The following is a 16,568-nucleotide window of genomic DNA, read 5'->3' on the forward strand; positions in this document are numbered from 1 at the left end:
GGCGCCGGTGCCGAAAAGCGCGCGGACGGCCCGATCGGCCCCCGTTGGCGCGACTCCGCGGGCCGTCCGCGCGGTCTCCCCCGACCACGGATCCCACCATGCAGCACGCCACTGACAATCGCCCCGCCGGCGGGCCGCCGCCCCGCGGGACCGACCCCGCACCAAAGCCTTGACATGTCCATTGGTCTAGCCCACTGTGGCCTAAGGTCTGGACCAATTCACCCGCCCACCCTCTCCCCTGGAGGCCGCAGTGGCCACCGTCCCCACCCGAAGCGGGCCCCGGCCGGGCCCCGGCGCGCGCCGCGGGAGGCGCTCCCGCCCGTTGGCCGCGGCCCTGACCCTCGCCCTGTCCGCGGCGGCCCTGGCCGCCCTGCCCGCGAGCACCGCGGCCGCGGCCGACAACCTCCTGGCCAACCCCGGCTTCGAGGGCGGCACCAGCGGCTGGACCTGCACTTCGGGCACCGGCACCCAGTCCTCGACCGTCCACTCCGGCGCCGCCGCGCTCACCGGGACGCCCGCGGGCCAGGACTACGCGCAGTGCTCCCAGAAGGTCACCGTGCAGCCGGGCCAGAAGTACGCGCTCAGCGCGTGGGTGCAGGGCAGTTACGTCTACCTGGGCGCCACCGGCACCGGCGGCACCGACCCGAGCGTGTGGAGCAGTTCCTCGTCCTGGAACCAGCTCTCCACCACGTTCACTACTGGCGCGAACACGACAAGCGTCACCATTTATGTGCACGGCTGGTACGGCCAGCCGCCCTACCACGCCGACGACGTCGTGCTCGCGGGCCCCGGCACCGCCCCCGAGCCGCCGCAGATCCCGGCCGCGCCCACCGGCCTGACCGCGGGCGCCCCGACCTCCTCGTCGGTCCCGCTGAGCTGGAACCCCGTCCCGGGCGCCACCTCCTACCACGTCTACCGCAACGGCAGCAGGACCGGCACCACCACGACCCCGTCCACCACGGTCACCGGCCTGGCGGCCGCCACCACCCACACCTTCCAGGTCACCGCCGCCAACGCCGCGGGCGAGTCGCCGAGGTCCGCGCCCGTGAGCGCCACCACCAAGCCCGCGGGCAGCGGCGGCGGAGGCGTGCCGCGGCACGCCCTCACCGGGTACTGGCAGAACTTCGACAACGGCGCGGCCGTCCAGCGCCTGCGCGACGTGCAGAGCCAGTACGACATCATCGCCGTCTCCTTCGCCGACGCCACCGCCCAGCCCGGCGGGATCTCCTTCTCCCTGGACCCGGCGCTCTCCGGCGCGCTCGGCGGCTACACCAAGGCGGACTTCATCGCCGACGTCGCCGCCAAGAAGGCCGCGGGCAAGAAGGTGATCCTGTCCATCGGCGGCGAGAAGGGCACGATCCGCCTGGACGACGCCACGGCGGCGGCCAACTTCGCCACCACCGCCTACGCGGTCATCCAGGAGTACGGCTTCGACGGCGTGGACATCGACCTGGAGAACGGCGCCCTCAACGCCGCCCACATGAGCGACGCCCTGCACACCCTGGCGAACCGGGTCGGCCCGGGCTTCGTGCTGACGATGGCGCCGCAGACCATCGACATGATCTCCACCTCGACGGCCTACTTCCAGTTGGCCCTGAGGACGAAGGACATCCTCACCGTCGTCAACACCCAGTACTACAACTCCGGTTCGATGCCCGGCTGCGACGGCAGGGTGTACTCGCAGGGCTCGGTGGACTTCCTCACCGCCCTGGCCTGCACCCCGCTGGAGAACGGGCTCGACCCGTCCCAGGTCGGCCTCGGCGTGCCCGCCTCACCCCGCGCCGCGGGCAGCGGCCACGTCTCCCCGAGCGTGGTCACCGCGGCCCTGGACTGCCTGACCCGGGGCACCGGCTGCGGCTCCTTCAAGCCGCCGCGCACCTACCCGTCCCTGCGCGGCGCCATGACCTGGTCCACCAACTGGGACCAGTCGAACGGCAACGCCTTCTCCTCCGTGGTCGGCCCGCACGTGCACGCGCTGCCGTAGGGCGGCGCGCAGCACGCGGGAGAGCACGGAGGACCGCCCGCCCCCGCCCCGATCCCCGGGCGGGGGCGGGCGGCGCGTCCGGGCCAGGTCAGCGGGCGGGGACCGGGAACGTGGAGCCGGGCGCGGCGTACTCCACCGGCCCGCCGTACCGCGCGGCGGCCCGCGCCACCGCGTCCCCCGGGGTGAGGAACCGTCCGACGTGGGTGACGACCAGCCGCCCCGCGCCCGCGGCCGCGGCGGTGTCCCCCGCGTCCTCCGGGGTGTGGTGCACCCGCTCCCCCTCGGCGGGCCGCGCGCTCTCGGCCTCGCACAGCAGCAGGTCGCAGCCGTGGGCGAGGCGGGTCAGCGCCGCGCAGGGCGCGGTGTCGCCGGAGTACGCGAGCGACGCCCCGCACCCCTCCACCCGCACCGCGAACGCCGGCATCCCGTGCGCGACGGCGGCGCTGGTCAGGGTCAGCGCCCCGACGCGCGCCCGGTGCCCGTCGTGCAGCTCCCGCACGGCGAAGGCGGACTCGACCGGGCTGCGCGCCGCCGTGTTGGTGAGGAAGTGCGCGAGCCGGTCGGCGATGCCCGGCGGCCCGTACAGCGGGATCGGCGCCGCGAGCCGCACGTCCGCGTACAGCGCCCCGTAGTAGGCGGTGAGCAGGTCCGCGGCGTGGTCGGCGTGCAGGTGGGAGATCCAGATCGCGTCCAGCTCGTCCAGCCTCGCGTACCGCTGCAACGGCCCCAGCGTGCCGGTGCCGGCGTCCACCCACACCCGGGTGCCGCCGCCGCGGACCAGATAGCCGGAGCAGGGGTTGTCCGCGCTCGGGTACGGGGTGGCGGAGCCGAGGACGGTGAGCTGGAGGGGATCGCCGGACATCGGGTCAGTCTAGGGGCGGGGCTCCCCCGTCACCGCTCCCATTCCGCCGCCGCCACCTCGTCCCACCACTCGGTCAGCGCCTCGGCCGGGTTCAGGCGCAGCGCCCGGTCGAGGTTGCTGTCGTCCCAGGCGACGATCTCGACGTTGAGGACGGTGCCGAGCCGCCGCGCGCCGGTGCCGAAGAGCCCCTCCCGGTCCAGCGCGGCCATGGCCGCCTCCATGGCCCGCAGCCGGAGCGCGAACTCGGCGTCGGCCTCGTCGTCCGGCAGGTCGAAGACCTGCGGCCGGGCGTCGAACAGCGCCCGGACGGGCGCCAGGTACCGCTCGCCGTGGCAGCAGAACGGCGAGTCCGCGTACGACCACTTCAGGTCGCGGGCGAGGCGGGGGTCCCCGCCCGCGGCGTCCTCCAGCGCCTCCCACGACCACGCGGTGAGGGCCGGGCCGTACGCCTCCGCCGGCGTGGTCAGGACGAAGTAGTAGAAGCGGTGGCCCGGGTGCTCCCGGAGCAGGGAGCGGACGGCGTCCCGGGTGGCCCGGCGGACGCCGTCGGCGAGCTGCGCCTCGGTCGGTGTCGTCACGCGCGAACGGTAACGGAACGGCCGCCGGGCGCCCTTCGGCGGCCCGCCCGGACCCGGGCCGCGGCGCCGCCGCCCGTTGTCAGTGCCGCCCCGTACCGTCTCGGGCATGGAGCAACGCTGGACGGCGGAGCAGGTGTTGGCGCTCGCGCCCGACGACGCATCGCGCAGGGCCGGGACGCGGCTCTCGGCGCCCGAACCCTGGTCCGGCACGGGCACGGCCGTGTTCTCCGACGGCGCGGGGACGCTGGTGTGGGGGCTGTGCGAGGGCAGCGGCGGCAAGCCCTACCAAGCCGCGGTGGACGTCGCGGCGCCCGCGTACAACTGCTCGTGCCCCAGCCGGAAGTTCCCCTGCAAGCACGCCCTCGGGCTGCTGCTGCTCTGGGCGGCGGGCGAGGAGCGGGTGGGCGCAGCCGAGCCGCCCGAGTGGGTGCGGCAGTGGGCCGAGGCGCGGCGGGCCAGGAGCGGGCGCACGGCCGCGAAGGCGGCGCAGGGGCCGGCGGACGAGGCCGCGGCGCGGAAGCGGGCCGAGCGGCGGGCGCGGCGCGTGGCCGAGGGCGCGGCCGACCTGGAGCAGCGGCTCGCGGACCTGGTCCGCACCGGCCTCGCCGACGCCGACCGGGCGGGCTACGCGGTGTGGGACGAGATCGCCGCCCGGATGGTGGACGCGCAGGCGCCGGGGCTGTCCTCGCGGGTGCGGGAGCTGGCGTCGATACCGTCCTCCGGCGCGGGGTGGCCGTCGAGGCTGCTGGAGGAGTTCGGGCTGCTGCACCTGCTGGGCCGGGGCTTCACCGGCATCGACCGGCTGCCCGACCCGCTGGCCGCCACCGTGCGGACCAGGGTCGGCTTCCCGGCGAGCCGGGCCGAGGTGCTGCGCGGCCCCGCCGTGCGGGACCGGTGGCTGGTCACCGGCCAGGAGGACCGCGCGGAGGAGAAGAACACCACCCGCCGGGTGTGGCTGCGCGGCGAGCGCACCGGGCGGGACGCGCTGCTGCTGTCGTTCGGGTTCGCCGGGCAGGCCCCGGAGCTGGCGCTGCCCACCGGGCTCGCCATGGAGGCCGATGTCGCCTACCACCCGGCGGCCCGGCCGCTCCGCGCCGAGCTGGGCGAGCGGTACCAGGACCCGGCCCCCTCGCCCGCGCCGCCGGGCTGCTCGGTGGGGCAGGCGCTGGACGCCTACGGCCAGGCCCTGCGCGACGACCCGTGGCTGGACGCGTGGCCCGCGGTGCTGGCGGACGTGGTGCCGGTGCCGGGCCCCGACGGGTGGCAGCTCGCCGACGCGGACGGGCGGGAGGCCCTGCCCGTCGTGCCGCGCGGCAGGCTGTGGCGGCTGGCCGCGGTGTCCGGCGGGGCGCCGGTCACGGTCTTCGGTGAGTGCGGGCACCGCGGCTTCACCCCGCACACCGTGTGGGGCGGGGCCGACGAGGTGGCGGGGGTGGCGCTGTGAGCGGGGGCACGACGGCCGAGCGGGCCTGGGAGGAGCTGGTCACCGCCGCCCTGCTGGGCACCGGGCGCAGGCCGCCGGGGCGGGCCGGGGACGCGGGGGACGCCCTCGGCGGCACCGTCGCCCTGGTGGACCACGCCGACCCGGCGCGCGCGCTGCTGGAGACGGCCGCGGTGCGGACCGTGCACCGCAGGGCAGGGCTGCGGCCCGCCCCGGCCCGGCCGCTGCCCGAGCGGGCCCCCGCCGACCCCAGGCCCCCGCTGCCCCCGGCCGCCAGGCGGCGCCTGGCGCTGCTGCTCACCGAGCGCTCCGGCACGGGCGGCGGCCGGGGGACGGCGCCGAACCTGGCGGAGCTGCTGCCGCAGTGGCTGCTCGCCGCCCGGGAGCACGGCTACCGGGCGCCCGCCGAGCTGCTGCCCGACCTGCTCGACGCCGCGCGGGGCCGCAGCGACCTGCGGCGGGACGCCCTGGCCCTGGCCGGGCCGCGCGGGCTGTGGCTGGCGGCCCTCAACCCGGAGTGGGCGTACGCGCTGCGGGCCGGGCCCGCGCCGGTCACCTCGGCGGACGAGGAGGCCGAGCGGCGGGTGTGGGAGGAGGGCCTGTTCGCCGAGCGGGTGGGGCTGCTGGCCCGGCTGCGCCTGCGCGACCCGGAGGCGGGGCTCGCGCTGCTGCGCTCCACATGGGCGCAGGAGCGCGCCGAGGACCGGCTGATGTTCCTCGACTCGCTGCGCGAGGGCCTGTCCCTGAAGGACGAGGCGTTCCTCGAGGACGCGCTCACCGACCGCAGCAAGAACGTGCGGGCGACCGCGGCCGAGCTGCTGTCGTGCCTGCCCCGGTCGGCGCTGGCCGCGCGCATGGCGGACCGGGCGCGGGCGTGCGTGGCCCCGCAGACGGTCGGCGCGGTGACCCGGATCGTGGTGGAGGCGCCGCACGAGTGCGACGCGGCCATGCAGCGGGACGGGATCGCGCCGAAGCCGCCGACGGGCCGCGGGCAGCGGGCCTGGTGGCTGGGGCAACTGGTGGAGTCCACCCCGCTGTCCCTGTGGACCGCGCGGTTCGGCCTGACGCCGGAGGAGATCGTGGCGCTGCCGGTCGCCGACGACTGGCGGGGCGACCTGCACGCGGCGTGGAGCCGCGCCGCGGTGCGGCAGCGGGACGCGGCGTGGGCGCGGGCCCTGCTGGGGGCGCCGCCGCCGGCGCCGTCCGGGGAGTTGGCCGGCCTGCCGTCGGCGCTGGGCGCCTACGCGGCGGGCGCCGCGGGCACGGCAGGCGATCCCGCCAAGCTGCTGTCGGTGCTGCCGCGGGAGGAGCGGGCCGCGTGGGTGGCCCGCTTCATCGGGACCAACGGCCTGTCGGACGCGTTCCAGATGCTCGGGGTGTGCGCGGTGCCGTGGGCCGAGCCGCTGGGCCGGGCCGTGGTGGACGCCCTGGACATCGCGCGGGACGCGGGCAACTACCCGTGGAGCTTCAGCGGCGTCATGGGCCTGGCCGAGCGCTGCCTGGACCCGGCGCACGCGGACCGGGTGGACCTGCTCACCGCGATACCCGAGACGGACGGCTCGCCGGGCGCGGGCGGCTACTGGTCGGAGGCGTTCCAGCGCCTGGCCGCCACGTTGCGCCTGCGCGCGGCGATGCTGGCGGAACTGGCGGGCCGGCCCACCGCGCCGACGGGCTGACGGCGGCCGGGGGGGCGGGCCCGTCCCCGGGGCGGGCGCGCCCCGGGGACGGGCCCGCCCTCCGACCGGCGACCCCGACCTCCACCCCGGGAAAGCCCCACCACCCCGACCAGGCCGCCCCCCGGGGTGGTGGGTGGGGCGACGGGCGGGCGGGGTGAGGGCGGGCCGTCAGGCGCCCACCCGTCCTCCGATGTTGTCCCGGACCCAGTCCACGACCGCCGTGGTGGTGGTGCCGGGAGTGAAGATCGCGGCGACGCCGAGCTCCTTCAGGGGCGGGATGTCGGCGTCGGGGATGATGCCGCCGCCGAAGACCTGGATGTCCTCGGCCTCGCGCTCCCGCAGCAGCTCGATCACCTTCGCGAACAGCGTCATGTGGGCCCCGGAGAGCACGGAGAGGCCGATCGCGTCGGCGTCCTCCTGGATCGCGGTGTCCACGATCTGCTCGGGGGTCTGGTGCAGGCCGGTGTAGATGACCTCCATGCCGGCGTCCCGCAGGGCCCGGGCGATCACCTTGGCCCCGCGGTCGTGCCCGTCCAGGCCGGGCTTGGCCACCACCACGCGGATCGGACCGGACACTCCCATCGCTGCCTCCATGCAGGGAAAGTCGCCACCAAGGCGCGCCACCACGGTGTGAACGCACGTTATCCCCCAGCATCGCAGCCCGGCACCGTTTCGGGGCCGGGAGGGAGGGGGAAATCACACAGAGGGACACGATCACTTCACGGCGCTGGGCCCGCACCCCCCGCCCGCCGCCCCTCCCGCCGCGTGGAGAGGGCCGGTTCCGGGGCCGCCCGGCCTCCGCGCCTTCGCACGGGGAGCCGCACGCACCCGGGCCGTCGGCCGACGTCGGCCGCCCCGCCGCCCCACCGGCGCGCGACTCCCCCAAGGGCACCCGGGAGGCCGTTCCCGGTGTGCCGCCGGGAGGTGCACCATGACCGCGAGCGCCGTCCCCGCCCCGCTCACCGGCCTCGCCGCCCGGCTGCCACGGGCGCGGTCCCTCGGGGTGGAGCTCGCCGTGATCGCGGGCCATGTGCTGCTGTACCCGACGGGCATCGCCGCGGAGGCCGCCGCCCCGGCCGCGTCCCGCGCCGGGGCGCACCCGGACGGCGCGCCGCCCGCGGGCCCCTCCGCCCCCGCCCCGGTGCTCCTGCTGCACGGCTTCGTGGACAACCGCTCCGTGTTCACCGTCCTGCGCCGCTCCCTGCTGCGCCACGGCTGGCCGCGGGTGCACGCCTTCAACTACTCGCCGTTCACCTGCGACGCGCGCCGGGCCGCGGCCGTGCTCGGCGCGTACGTGGAGCAACTGTCGGCGGAGTGCGGCGGGGCCCGGATCGACGTCGTCGGGCACAGCCTCGGCGGCCTGGTCGCCCGCTACTACGTCCAGCGGCTCGGCGGCGACGAACGGGTCCGCACCCTTGTGACCCTGGGCACACCGCACTCCGGCACACGCGCGGTCCCGCTGATGAGCGCCCACCCGGTGGTGCGCCAGATGCGCCCCGGCTCCGCCCTGCTGACCGAGCTGGCCGGTCCGGCCCCGGGGTGCCGCACCCGGTTCACGGCGTTCTGGAGCGACATGGACCAGGCCGTCAGCCCGGTGGAGAACGCCCGCCTGGACCACCCTGACCTGGCGGCGGACAACGTCGCGGTGCGCGGGGTCGGCCATCTGACGCTGCCGGTGCACGGCGCCGTGACCGCCGCGGTGCGCCGCGCGCTGCTCGGCGGGGACGGGCTCGCGTCCGGCGCCGACGCGGCCTGAACCCGCGCCGCCCGGCCCTCCGACCTCGATTCGAACACCCTTCGAACGGGTGTTGTACGCAAGGTAAGAATCCGCCCGCCAAAGACGGCAAATGCCTCGCGCCCGGTCTCCGGAACCCCGGCGGAGATTGTCCAGTCCGCTTCAGGAGGGATACAGTCGCGGCTAATTCTCCTGCTGCCGAGGCGAAAGAGAAGTGGTGGTGAACAACCCTCACCCGCCAGGGCCCTCCTCCCTGGCTGCTTCCTCTGCACATGCCTCACCCGGCTTCCCCCCCGGCTACGGCCAGGAAGGCGCCGACTCCACATGGGGCGGCCACATCGGCTTCCCCACCGCGGGCGACCCGCTGTTCGGCCCGCTGCCGGACGGCTACCACGGCACCGCCGGACAGACCGCCCACGGCACCTCATACCCGCACCAGGGCCCCTCACTCCTCCCTCCCGAGGGCGTGCCCGGCGGCTACCCCACCGCTCCCGAGGACACCCCGGCGTACGGGGTGTTCACCGGGTACGACACCGCCGACTACGGCACCTACGGCGGGTACGGGGCCCATCCCTCCGCCGCTTCCCCGGCCACGGCCTACGGCTACGGCGCCCCGGTGGACGACACGATCTACGCGGTCTACGACACCTCCGCGCACGACGGCTCCTGGGACCTGGGCACGCACTCCACCGAAGCATCCCAACACGCCGACCACGACGGGTATTCCGAGCAGCCGGAACCCGCCGGGGACCCCGGGTCCGCCTACGCCTACGCGCACCACGACGGCGGCGACCACCACGAGGACCGGCTCGGCGCCGAGGACCCCGACGCCTACGCGGACCACGACGGCTACGCGGACCACGACGGCTACGGGAACCACGACGGCTACGCGGACCACGGCGACTACGACTACGGGTACGACGAGACTCCCGCCGCCCGCGACGCCGCCGAACCGGACGCGGACGCCGACCCCGAGCCCGAACCCCGGCGCTCCCCCGAGGACACCGCCGCCGCCCCCGTCGTCACCGTCGGCCGCCGCGCCGGCGCCGCCCCGGCCGCCCGCAACCGCCGCCGCCGCGCCGCCAAGCGCTCCGCCCTGCTGACCGTGGCCGTGCCCTCCGCCTGCGTGATGGGCGTCGCCGCCGTCGCCGCCGCCACCGTGGTCAGCCCGCAGGGCGAGAAGGACAGCGGCAGCAGCACCCAGGCGGACGACATCAACACCCGGCAGGCCGCCGTCAAGCCGCCCACCACCAAGCTGGACACCCAGCTCACCAGCCTGGCCGCCGGGGCCGGCGACTTCGCCAGCCGGGCCAGCCGCACCCAGGAGCGCATCGACCTCAAGCAGCGGCAGGAGGAGGAGCGCAAGCGCAAGCAGCAGGAGCTCGCGCTCAAGGAGGCCATGCGGCCGAAGTTCGCCCTGCCCGTCGCGCAGCACGGCCTGAGCGCCGCGTACGGCCAGTCCGGCATCAACTGGATGTCCCTGCACACCGGCATCGACTTCCCCGTGAGCATGGGCACCCCGGTCATGGCCGCCACCGACGGCACGGTCCGCGTCCAGTGGGGCGGCGCCTACGGCAACATGGCCATAGTGACCGCGCCCGACGGCACGGAGACCTGGTACTGCCACCTCAGCAGCACCCGCATCCGCGCGGGCTCGGTGAAGGCGGGCGACGTCATCGCCTACTCGGGCAGCTCCGGCAACTCCACCGGGCCGCACCTGCACTTCGAGGTGCGGCCGGGGGGCGGGGCGCCGATCGACCCGCTCCAGTGGCTGCTGGGCAAGGGGCTCGACCCGCGGTAGCGCTGCGCGCTTTGCGGCGACCCGGAGACGAACCGTCGGTGGGGGCCAGGGCTCAGCCCTGGCCCCCACCGACGGTTCGTTCGTGGTGCGGTGGTGGGGGTGGGGGCGTTTTCCTCCGGAGACCGGGGGCTCCGCCCCCCCTGGGCCCCACCGGGGCTCCGCCCCGGACCCGGACGCGTCCGGTGAGCACCGGGACGGACCCCGGAGGCCGGAGGGCCGGAGCCTCCGCAGTCCGCCAACGCCCCGCCCCCGACCGGACGCGTCCGGTGACCACCGGGAAGGATCCCGGAGGCCGGAGGGCCGCAGCCCTGCGGAGTCCTCGCCGGGGCTCCGCCCGAGCCTGCCGGGGGCCGCCGTCCGGGGTCTCGGCGGCGCCGCGCCCCGGAGCCCCTACAGCTTCTCCACCGGCGCGTAGCGCAGCAGCAGGCGCTTCGGCTTCTCGTCGCCGAAGTCGATGGTGGCCTCCGCGTTGTCCCCGGAGCCCTTCACGGCGACCACCGTGCCGAGCCCGAACGAGTCGTGGGTGACCCGGTCCCCGACGGCGAGCTGCACCACCTGGCGCTCCCCGGCGCGCCGGGTGGCGAAGCCGGACGGGCCCGCCTTGCGCCGCGCGGACGCCGACGAGGGCGTGAACGGCGCGGCCGGGCCGGCCGCGAGGGTGCCGCCGGTGCGCTTCCACTCGATGAGCGGGTCCGGGATCTCCTCCAGGAACCGCGACGGCGGGTTGTACGCGGGCTGCCCCCAGGCGCTGCGCATCGCCGCCCGGGACAGGTACAGCCGCTCCCGGGCGCGGGTGATGCCCACATAGGCCAGCCGCCGCTCCTCCTCCAGCTCCTTGGTCTGCCCGAGGGCGCGCATGTGCGGGAAGACCCCGTCCTCCATGCCGGTCAGGAAGACCACGGGGAACTCCAGGCCCTTGGCGGTGTGCAGGGTCATCAGCGTGATCACGCCGCTGCCCCGCCCCTCGCCCTCCTCGGCGTGGCCGGCGACGGCCTCGTCGGGGATCTGGTCGGAGTCGGCGACCAGCGCGACCTGCTCCAGGAAGTCGGCGAGCGAGCCCTCGGGCCGCTCCTGCTCGAACTCCAGGGCCACGGCGGCGAGCTCTTGGAGGTTCTCGATGCGGGTCTCGTCCTGCGGGTCGGTGGACGCCTGGAGCTCGGCGAGGTAGCCCGTCTCCTCCAGGACCGCCTCCAGCACGGTGGCGGGCCCCGCGCCGGACTCGGCGACGGCGCGCAGCCGGTCGAGCAGCTCGTTGAACCGCTTCACCGCGTTGGCGGAGCGCGCGGCCATGCCGTACGCCTCGTCCACGCGGCGCAGCGCCTGCGGGAAGGTGATCCGCTCGCGCTGCGCCAGCGCGTCGATCATGGCCTCGGCGCGGTCGCCGATGCCGCGCTTGGGCACGTTCAGGATGCGGCGCAGCGGGACGGTGTCCTCGGGGTTGGCGAGCAGCCGCAGGTACGCCAGGACGTCGCGGACCTCCTTGCGCTCGTAGAAGCGCACACCGCCGACGACCTTGTAGGGCAGCCCGACCCGGATGAAGACCTCCTCGAACACCCGGGACTGGGCGTTGGTGCGGTAGAACACGGCGACGTCGCCGGGGCGGGCGTCGCCCGCGTCGGTGAGGCGGTCTATCTCGTCGGCGACGAACTGGGCCTCGTCGTGCTCGGTGTCGGCGACGTAGCCGGTGATGCGGGCGCCCGCGCCCGCGTCCGTCCACAGGTTCTTCGGGCGGCGGTTCTCGTTGCGCTCGATGACGGCGTTGGCGGCCGTCAGGATCGTCTGCGTGGAGCGGTAGTTCTGCTCCAGCAGGATCGTGGTGGCGTCCGGGTAGTCCTCCTCGAACTGGAGGATGTTGCGGATCGTGGCGCCGCGGAACGCGTAGATGGACTGGTCGGCGTCGCCGACGACGCACAGCTCGGCGGGCTCCACCGCCGGGGCGGCGCCCTCGGGGCCGACCGGGTCGCCGTCCACCGTCGTCCTGGGGCGCTGGGAGACGGCGCCGCCGACCAGCTCGCGGACCAGGAGGTACTGGGCGTGGTTGGTGTCCTGGTACTCGTCCACCAGCACGTGCCGGAAGCGGCGGCGGTAGTGCTCGGCGACGTCGGGGAACGCCTGGAGCAGGTGGACGGTGGTCATGATGATGTCGTCGAAGTCCAGCGCGTTGGCCTCGCGCAGCCGCGCCTGGTACATCGCGTACGCCTGGGCGAGCGTCTTCTCGAACGCGTTCTCCGCCTGCCCGGCGAAGGTCTCCTCGTCGATCAGCTCGTTCTTCAGGTTGGAGACCTTGGCGCTGAACGACTTCGGCGGGAACTGCTTCGGGTCCAGGTCCAGGTCGCGGCAGACCAGGGCCATCAGGCGCTGGGAGTCGGCGGCGTCGTAGATCGAGAAGCTGGAGGTGAAGCCGAGCTTCTTGCTCTCCCGGCGCAGGATGCGCACGCACGCGCTGTGGAACGTCATCACCCACATGGAGCGCGCGCGGGGCCCGACGAGCTGCTCGACGCGCTCCTTCATCTCGCCCGCGGCCTTGTTGGTGAAGGTGATCGCGAGGATCTGGCCGGGGTGGACGCCGCGGGCGCCGAGCAGGTGGGCGATGCGGTGGGTGAGCACCCTCGTCTTGCCCGAGCCCGCGCCGGCGACGATGAGCAGCGGGGAGCCGGTGTGGATCACGGCCTGGCGCTGCTGCGGGTTGAGCCCCTCCAGCAACTGGGCGGGGTCGGTGACGGTGCGCTCGGCGCCGTTGCGGTAGTAGGCGTCGCGCGGGCCCGGCACGGCGTACGGGTCCCCGAAGAAGTCCGCGGGGAGCTCCTCCGGCGGCTCGTACTCGTCGTCCGGCGGAGGGGGCGGCTCGTCACCGTGCGGCGGCTCGGGAGGCAGCGGCTCGAGAGGCGGGGGCTCGAGGCCGGGCAGCGGGATGTCATCGAAGAGACTGCTCATCGCCCACGAGTCTAGGCGCCCGCACCGACAGTCGCGCCCGCCCCGGGCGGGCCGGCCGGGGCCGGGTCAGCGCACGTCCACCGCGTCCGGGCCGCCGGAGGACTTCTTGTACAGGATCGAACCGGGGTAGACCGCCTTGAAGCTGCCGTCGTGCCTGGCCTTGACCCGGCTGACGAAGCGGCCCCGGTCGTTGGTGGTGGCCGAGCCGAGCCGGCTCCACGAGCCGGACCCGGAGCGCTTGAAGTAGACGTCCACCCGCTTGTTGGACAGCGGGAACGTCGCCCCCTGGCGGCCCTTGAGGACGCCGGACACCGTGATCGTGCGCCCCTTGCGCACCCGGTCGGGCGAGGCGTCGAAGCCGCTGATCCAGGTGGCCGCGCGCACCCCCGCCTTCGGCGCCGCGGTGCCGCCGTGCGCGGGCGCCATGATCACCAGCGACACCACCGCCGCCAGCGCGGCGGCCGGCAGCCCCCGCGTCCCCCACCGTCCCCGTGCTCCCACGCGAACCACCCCCGATGTACGAAGAAGACCCGGTACGGACCCTAGCGCGCCCGCGGCGGACCGGCGGCGGACGGGGCGCGGTCCGTCCCGCGGCGCCGCCCGCGCGGTGCACGCGCGCCGCCCGGTGGGCGGTTCAGGTCCACATCGCCGCGAGGAAGATGTTCACGGTGGTCAGCGCGCCCACGGTGCCGAACACGCCCTTGTCCACCGTCTCGTCGTCGCGCTTGAGGTAGACGAGGACCAGGATCACGGTGAGGATCGCCAGCTTGATGCCGATCTTGAGGTTGTTGACCTCCTGGTCGTCGGCCTGGTTGAGGCCGACCAGGCAGACGCCGGTGACGAGCATGGTGAGCGCGCCGTGCAGCATGGCGGGCACCATCCGCGCCGTGCCCTGCCCCATCGCCTTCATCTGCGTGAGGAATCCGCCGAGCAGGCTCGCGATGCCGATGATGTGCAGGGCGACGAAGGCGTTGATCGTGGCTTCCATGCCCGTGAGGTTAACCCGGTGGGCGGCGGGACCTGACGGCGGGTTCGCCGCCGGGACGGTGCGGCGCCCGGGCCCCCGGGACGGGGCGGCCCGCCGACTCGCCAGGGGTTCGCCACGGCGCGCGAGGTGCGCGCGCCATGTGTACGCTGCGTCGCGCCTGGGGCATGCCGGTCGGAGCCGCTCAGGCCGCGATCGAGTGGTGTGCCATAACGTGTTGACTCCGGCGGCGCTCCCCCCAAAACCTGGCTAATCAGGTCATCTTCGGTCACCGCCTACCAAATCGCCGTGCGAGCGGACTAACGTCACTCCCCAGGTAGCCATCCCCCGTTCCGCCGCACAGGCGGTTTCCGGCTACCGGCTCCGCCGGCGCGGTCCGCTCCCCCGTACGGACCGCGCCGGTCCCCTTCCCAGGCCCTAGACGAGCCGCCGTGCCGTCGCCCACCGCGTCAGCTCGTGCCGGTTGCTGAGCTGGAGCTTGCGCAGCACCGCGGACACATGGCTCTCCACGGTCTTCACCGAGATGAAGAGCTGCTTGGCGATCTCCTTGTACGCGTAGCCGCGCGCGATCAGCCGCAGCACCTCCCGCTCCCGCTGCGTGAGCCGGTCCAGGTCCTCGTCCACCGGCGGGGTGTCGGTCGCCGCGAAGGCGTCCAGCACGAACCCGGCCAGGCGCGGCGAGAACACCGCGTCCCCGTCCGCCACCCGGAACACCGCCGCCACCAGGTCGGGCCCGGTGATCGTCTTGGTGACGTAGCCGCGGGCGCCGCCCCTGATCACGCCGATCACGTCCTCGGCCGCGTCCGACACCGAGAGCGCCAGGAACCGCACCGGCGGCTCCTCGCCCATGAGCGGGGCGCAGCGCCGCAGCACCTCGACCCCGCCGCCGCCCGGCAGGTGCACGTCCAGCAGCACCACGTCGGGCCGCACCGCCCGCACCACGGCGACCGCCTGGTCGACGTCCGCCGCCTCGCCGACGACCTCCACACCGGTGCGCGGGGTGTCGCCGATCTCGGCCTGCACGCCGGTGCGGAACATCCGGTGGTCGTCGACCAGCACCACGCGCACCCGCCGCTCCTCGCCCGGCTCCGCGCCGCCCGCCTCGCCGCCGCCCGCCTCCGCGCCGCCCGACTCCGTCATGAGCGCACCCTCTCCATCTCCAGCTCCACCTCTGTCCCGCCGCCCGGCACGCCGCGCAGCACCGCCCGCCCCCCGTTGCGCCGCATCCTGCCGATGATCGACTCGCGCACGCCCATCCGGTCCGCGGGCACCTGCTCCGGGTCGAACCCGGGGCCGCGGTCGCGCACGAACACCGACACGCTGCGCTCCTCGACCTCGGCGTACACCTGTACGGGCGCACCGCCACCGTACTTGGCCGCGTTCACCATCGCCTCGCGCGCGGCCTGCGCCTGCGCGCCGAGCCGCTCGTCCAGCGGGCAGTCGCCGACGCAGACCACCTCCACGGGCACGCCGTGCGCGTCCTCCACCTCGGCGGCCGCGGCGCGCACGGCGTCGGCGAGCGTGGCGGGCCCGGCGTCCTGCCCCGCGTCCCCGTCCGCGGCGCCGGCGGGCTCGGTGGCCGGGCGGTACAGCCACGCGCGCAGCTCCCGCTCCTGGGCGCGGGCGAGCTTGGCCACCTCGCGCGGGTCGTCCGCGTGGCGCTGGATGAGCGTCAGGGTGTGCAGCACCGAGTCGTGCACGTGCGCGGCGACCTCGGCCCGCTCCTGCGCCCTGATGCGCATGCGCCGCTCGGCCGACAGGTCCTGCGCCATCCGGATCAGGTACGGGCCGGCCAGCAGCACGATCCCGGAGAGGATGGCCAGCGTCGCCTGGAGCACCGCCCCCAGGTGCCGCAGCGACCCCTGCACCACGATGAACCCGGACACCCCCAGGCACACCAGCACCACCCCGGCCGCGCTGCGCAGCACCGGCACCAGGCCCTTGCGGGAGCGGCCCATCCGCACCCAGCGGGCCCGCCGCGCGTTGTCCGCCTGCCGCCACACCAGGGCCACACCGGCGCCGAACACCAGGAACGGCCCCGCGTAGGGGCCGGCGATGCCCAGGCTCAGGTTGTCCAGCAGCACCGCGGCCCCGGCGATGAAGGCCACCACGGCGAGCAGCTTCTTGCGCTCGTGGCCGTGCGCGCCCAGCCGCCACCTGCCGTGCCCGACCTTGGGGTCCTTCAGCTCCACCCCGCCGACCCCGAGCGGCACCACGAACCAGAACACCGCGTACAGCAGCAGGCCCATGCCCTGCGCGGGCACCAGCACCAGGAACGCGCCCCGCACCCACAGCACCGGCAGCCCCAGATGCCCCGCGAGCCCGCGCGCCACACCGCCGAGCATGCGCCCCTCCGCGCTGCGGTACAGCTTGCGGACCGGGGGTTCCTCGGGGGCGGAGGAGGCGGCGGGCGGGGCGGTGCCGGGGCTCGGAGGGCTGACGGGCATGGCCCGATCCTCTCGCGCGCCGGGGCTGCGGGCATCAGGGCAGGCACCAGGGATCACCCCGAATCCGGCGCGCTCCGGGCTCGGGGTGGGGCGTTCCGCGGGCGGCGGCGGCAGTCACCGCGGCG

The 16,568-nt window shown here is 75.5% G+C and carries 13 protein-coding genes; 5 read left to right on the forward strand and 8 right to left on the reverse strand.

Annotated features, from left to right (window positions below):
• Window positions 1-322 precede the first annotated feature (322 nt).
• On the forward strand, window positions 323-1,984 hold the full coding sequence (locus tag ACYVO2_RS31405; protein WP_461011462.1) for a chitinase: 1,662 nt from the start codon (window positions 323-325) through the stop codon (window positions 1,982-1,984).
• A gap of 88 nt (window positions 1,985-2,072) precedes the next feature.
• Here ACYVO2_RS31405 and ACYVO2_RS31410 read toward each other — a convergent pair whose 3' ends face one another.
• Entirely contained in the window at window positions 2,073-2,846 is a 774-nt protein-coding gene (locus tag ACYVO2_RS31410) for an MBL fold metallo-hydrolase (RefSeq protein ID WP_461011463.1), read from the reverse strand.
• Between the two features lie 29 nt (window positions 2,847-2,875).
• Window positions 2,876-3,424, reverse strand: a complete 549-nt coding sequence (locus ACYVO2_RS31415; RefSeq protein ID WP_461011464.1) for a DUF4303 domain-containing protein — start codon at window positions 3,422-3,424, stop codon at window positions 2,876-2,878.
• A gap of 106 nt (window positions 3,425-3,530) precedes the next feature.
• Here ACYVO2_RS31415 and ACYVO2_RS31420 point away from each other — a divergent pair, with 106 nt between their 5' ends.
• Window positions 3,531-4,868 (forward strand): SWIM zinc finger family protein, encoded by a 1,338-nt coding sequence (locus ACYVO2_RS31420; RefSeq protein WP_461011465.1) that lies wholly within the window; start codon window positions 3,531-3,533, stop codon window positions 4,866-4,868.
• The gene (locus ACYVO2_RS31425) at window positions 4,865-6,541 is read left to right on the forward strand and encodes a DUF5691 domain-containing protein (RefSeq protein WP_461011466.1); all 1,677 of its coding nucleotides are present in this window, start codon (window positions 4,865-4,867) and stop codon (window positions 6,539-6,541) included. Before ACYVO2_RS31420 ends, ACYVO2_RS31425 begins: the two co-directional genes overlap by 4 nt.
• Window positions 6,542-6,709: 168 nt before the next feature.
• On the opposite strand, the gene ACYVO2_RS31430 is transcribed toward ACYVO2_RS31425, so the two are convergent.
• Window positions 6,710-7,123 (reverse strand): cobalamin B12-binding domain-containing protein, encoded by a 414-nt coding sequence (locus tag ACYVO2_RS31430; protein WP_461011467.1) that lies wholly within the window; start codon window positions 7,121-7,123, stop codon window positions 6,710-6,712.
• 349 nt (window positions 7,124-7,472) lie between these two features.
• Here ACYVO2_RS31430 and ACYVO2_RS31435 point away from each other — a divergent pair, with 349 nt between their 5' ends.
• Window positions 7,473-8,297, forward strand: coding sequence for an esterase/lipase family protein (locus tag ACYVO2_RS31435; RefSeq protein ID WP_461011468.1), 825 nt, complete (start codon window positions 7,473-7,475; stop codon window positions 8,295-8,297).
• A 196-nt stretch (window positions 8,298-8,493) separates the two neighbouring features.
• Window positions 8,494-10,077: a M23 family metallopeptidase gene (locus tag ACYVO2_RS31440; protein ID WP_461011469.1), complete on the forward strand. Its 1,584-nt coding sequence runs from the start codon at window positions 8,494-8,496 to the stop codon at window positions 10,075-10,077.
• Between the two features lie 390 nt (window positions 10,078-10,467).
• On the opposite strand, the gene pcrA is transcribed toward ACYVO2_RS31440, so the two are convergent.
• From pcrA to ACYVO2_RS31465, 5 genes are all read right to left on the reverse strand, one after another.
• On the reverse strand, window positions 10,468-13,011 hold the full coding sequence (gene pcrA, locus ACYVO2_RS31445) for a DNA helicase PcrA (RefSeq protein WP_461011470.1): 2,544 nt from the start codon (window positions 13,009-13,011) through the stop codon (window positions 10,468-10,470).
• Between the two features lie 66 nt (window positions 13,012-13,077).
• Window positions 13,078-13,512, reverse strand: a complete 435-nt coding sequence (locus ACYVO2_RS31450; RefSeq protein WP_461011471.1) for a hypothetical protein — start codon at window positions 13,510-13,512, stop codon at window positions 13,078-13,080.
• 133 nt (window positions 13,513-13,645) lie between these two features.
• A complete protein-coding gene (locus tag ACYVO2_RS31455) occupies window positions 13,646-13,999 on the reverse strand; it encodes a hypothetical protein (RefSeq protein ID WP_461011472.1) in 354 nt (117 codons plus the stop codon).
• 414 nt (window positions 14,000-14,413) lie between these two features.
• Entirely contained in the window at window positions 14,414-15,136 is a 723-nt protein-coding gene (locus ACYVO2_RS31460) for a LuxR C-terminal-related transcriptional regulator (protein ID WP_461011473.1), read from the reverse strand.
• Complete coding sequence (locus ACYVO2_RS31465; protein ID WP_461011474.1) at window positions 15,133-16,443, reverse strand: PspC domain-containing protein; 1,311 nt, start codon at window positions 16,441-16,443, stop codon at window positions 15,133-15,135. Before ACYVO2_RS31465 ends, ACYVO2_RS31460 begins: the two co-directional genes overlap by 4 nt.
• Between the last annotated feature and the right edge of the window lie 125 nt (window positions 16,444-16,568).

It is taken from the genome of Streptomyces capparidis, assembly GCF_054782095.1.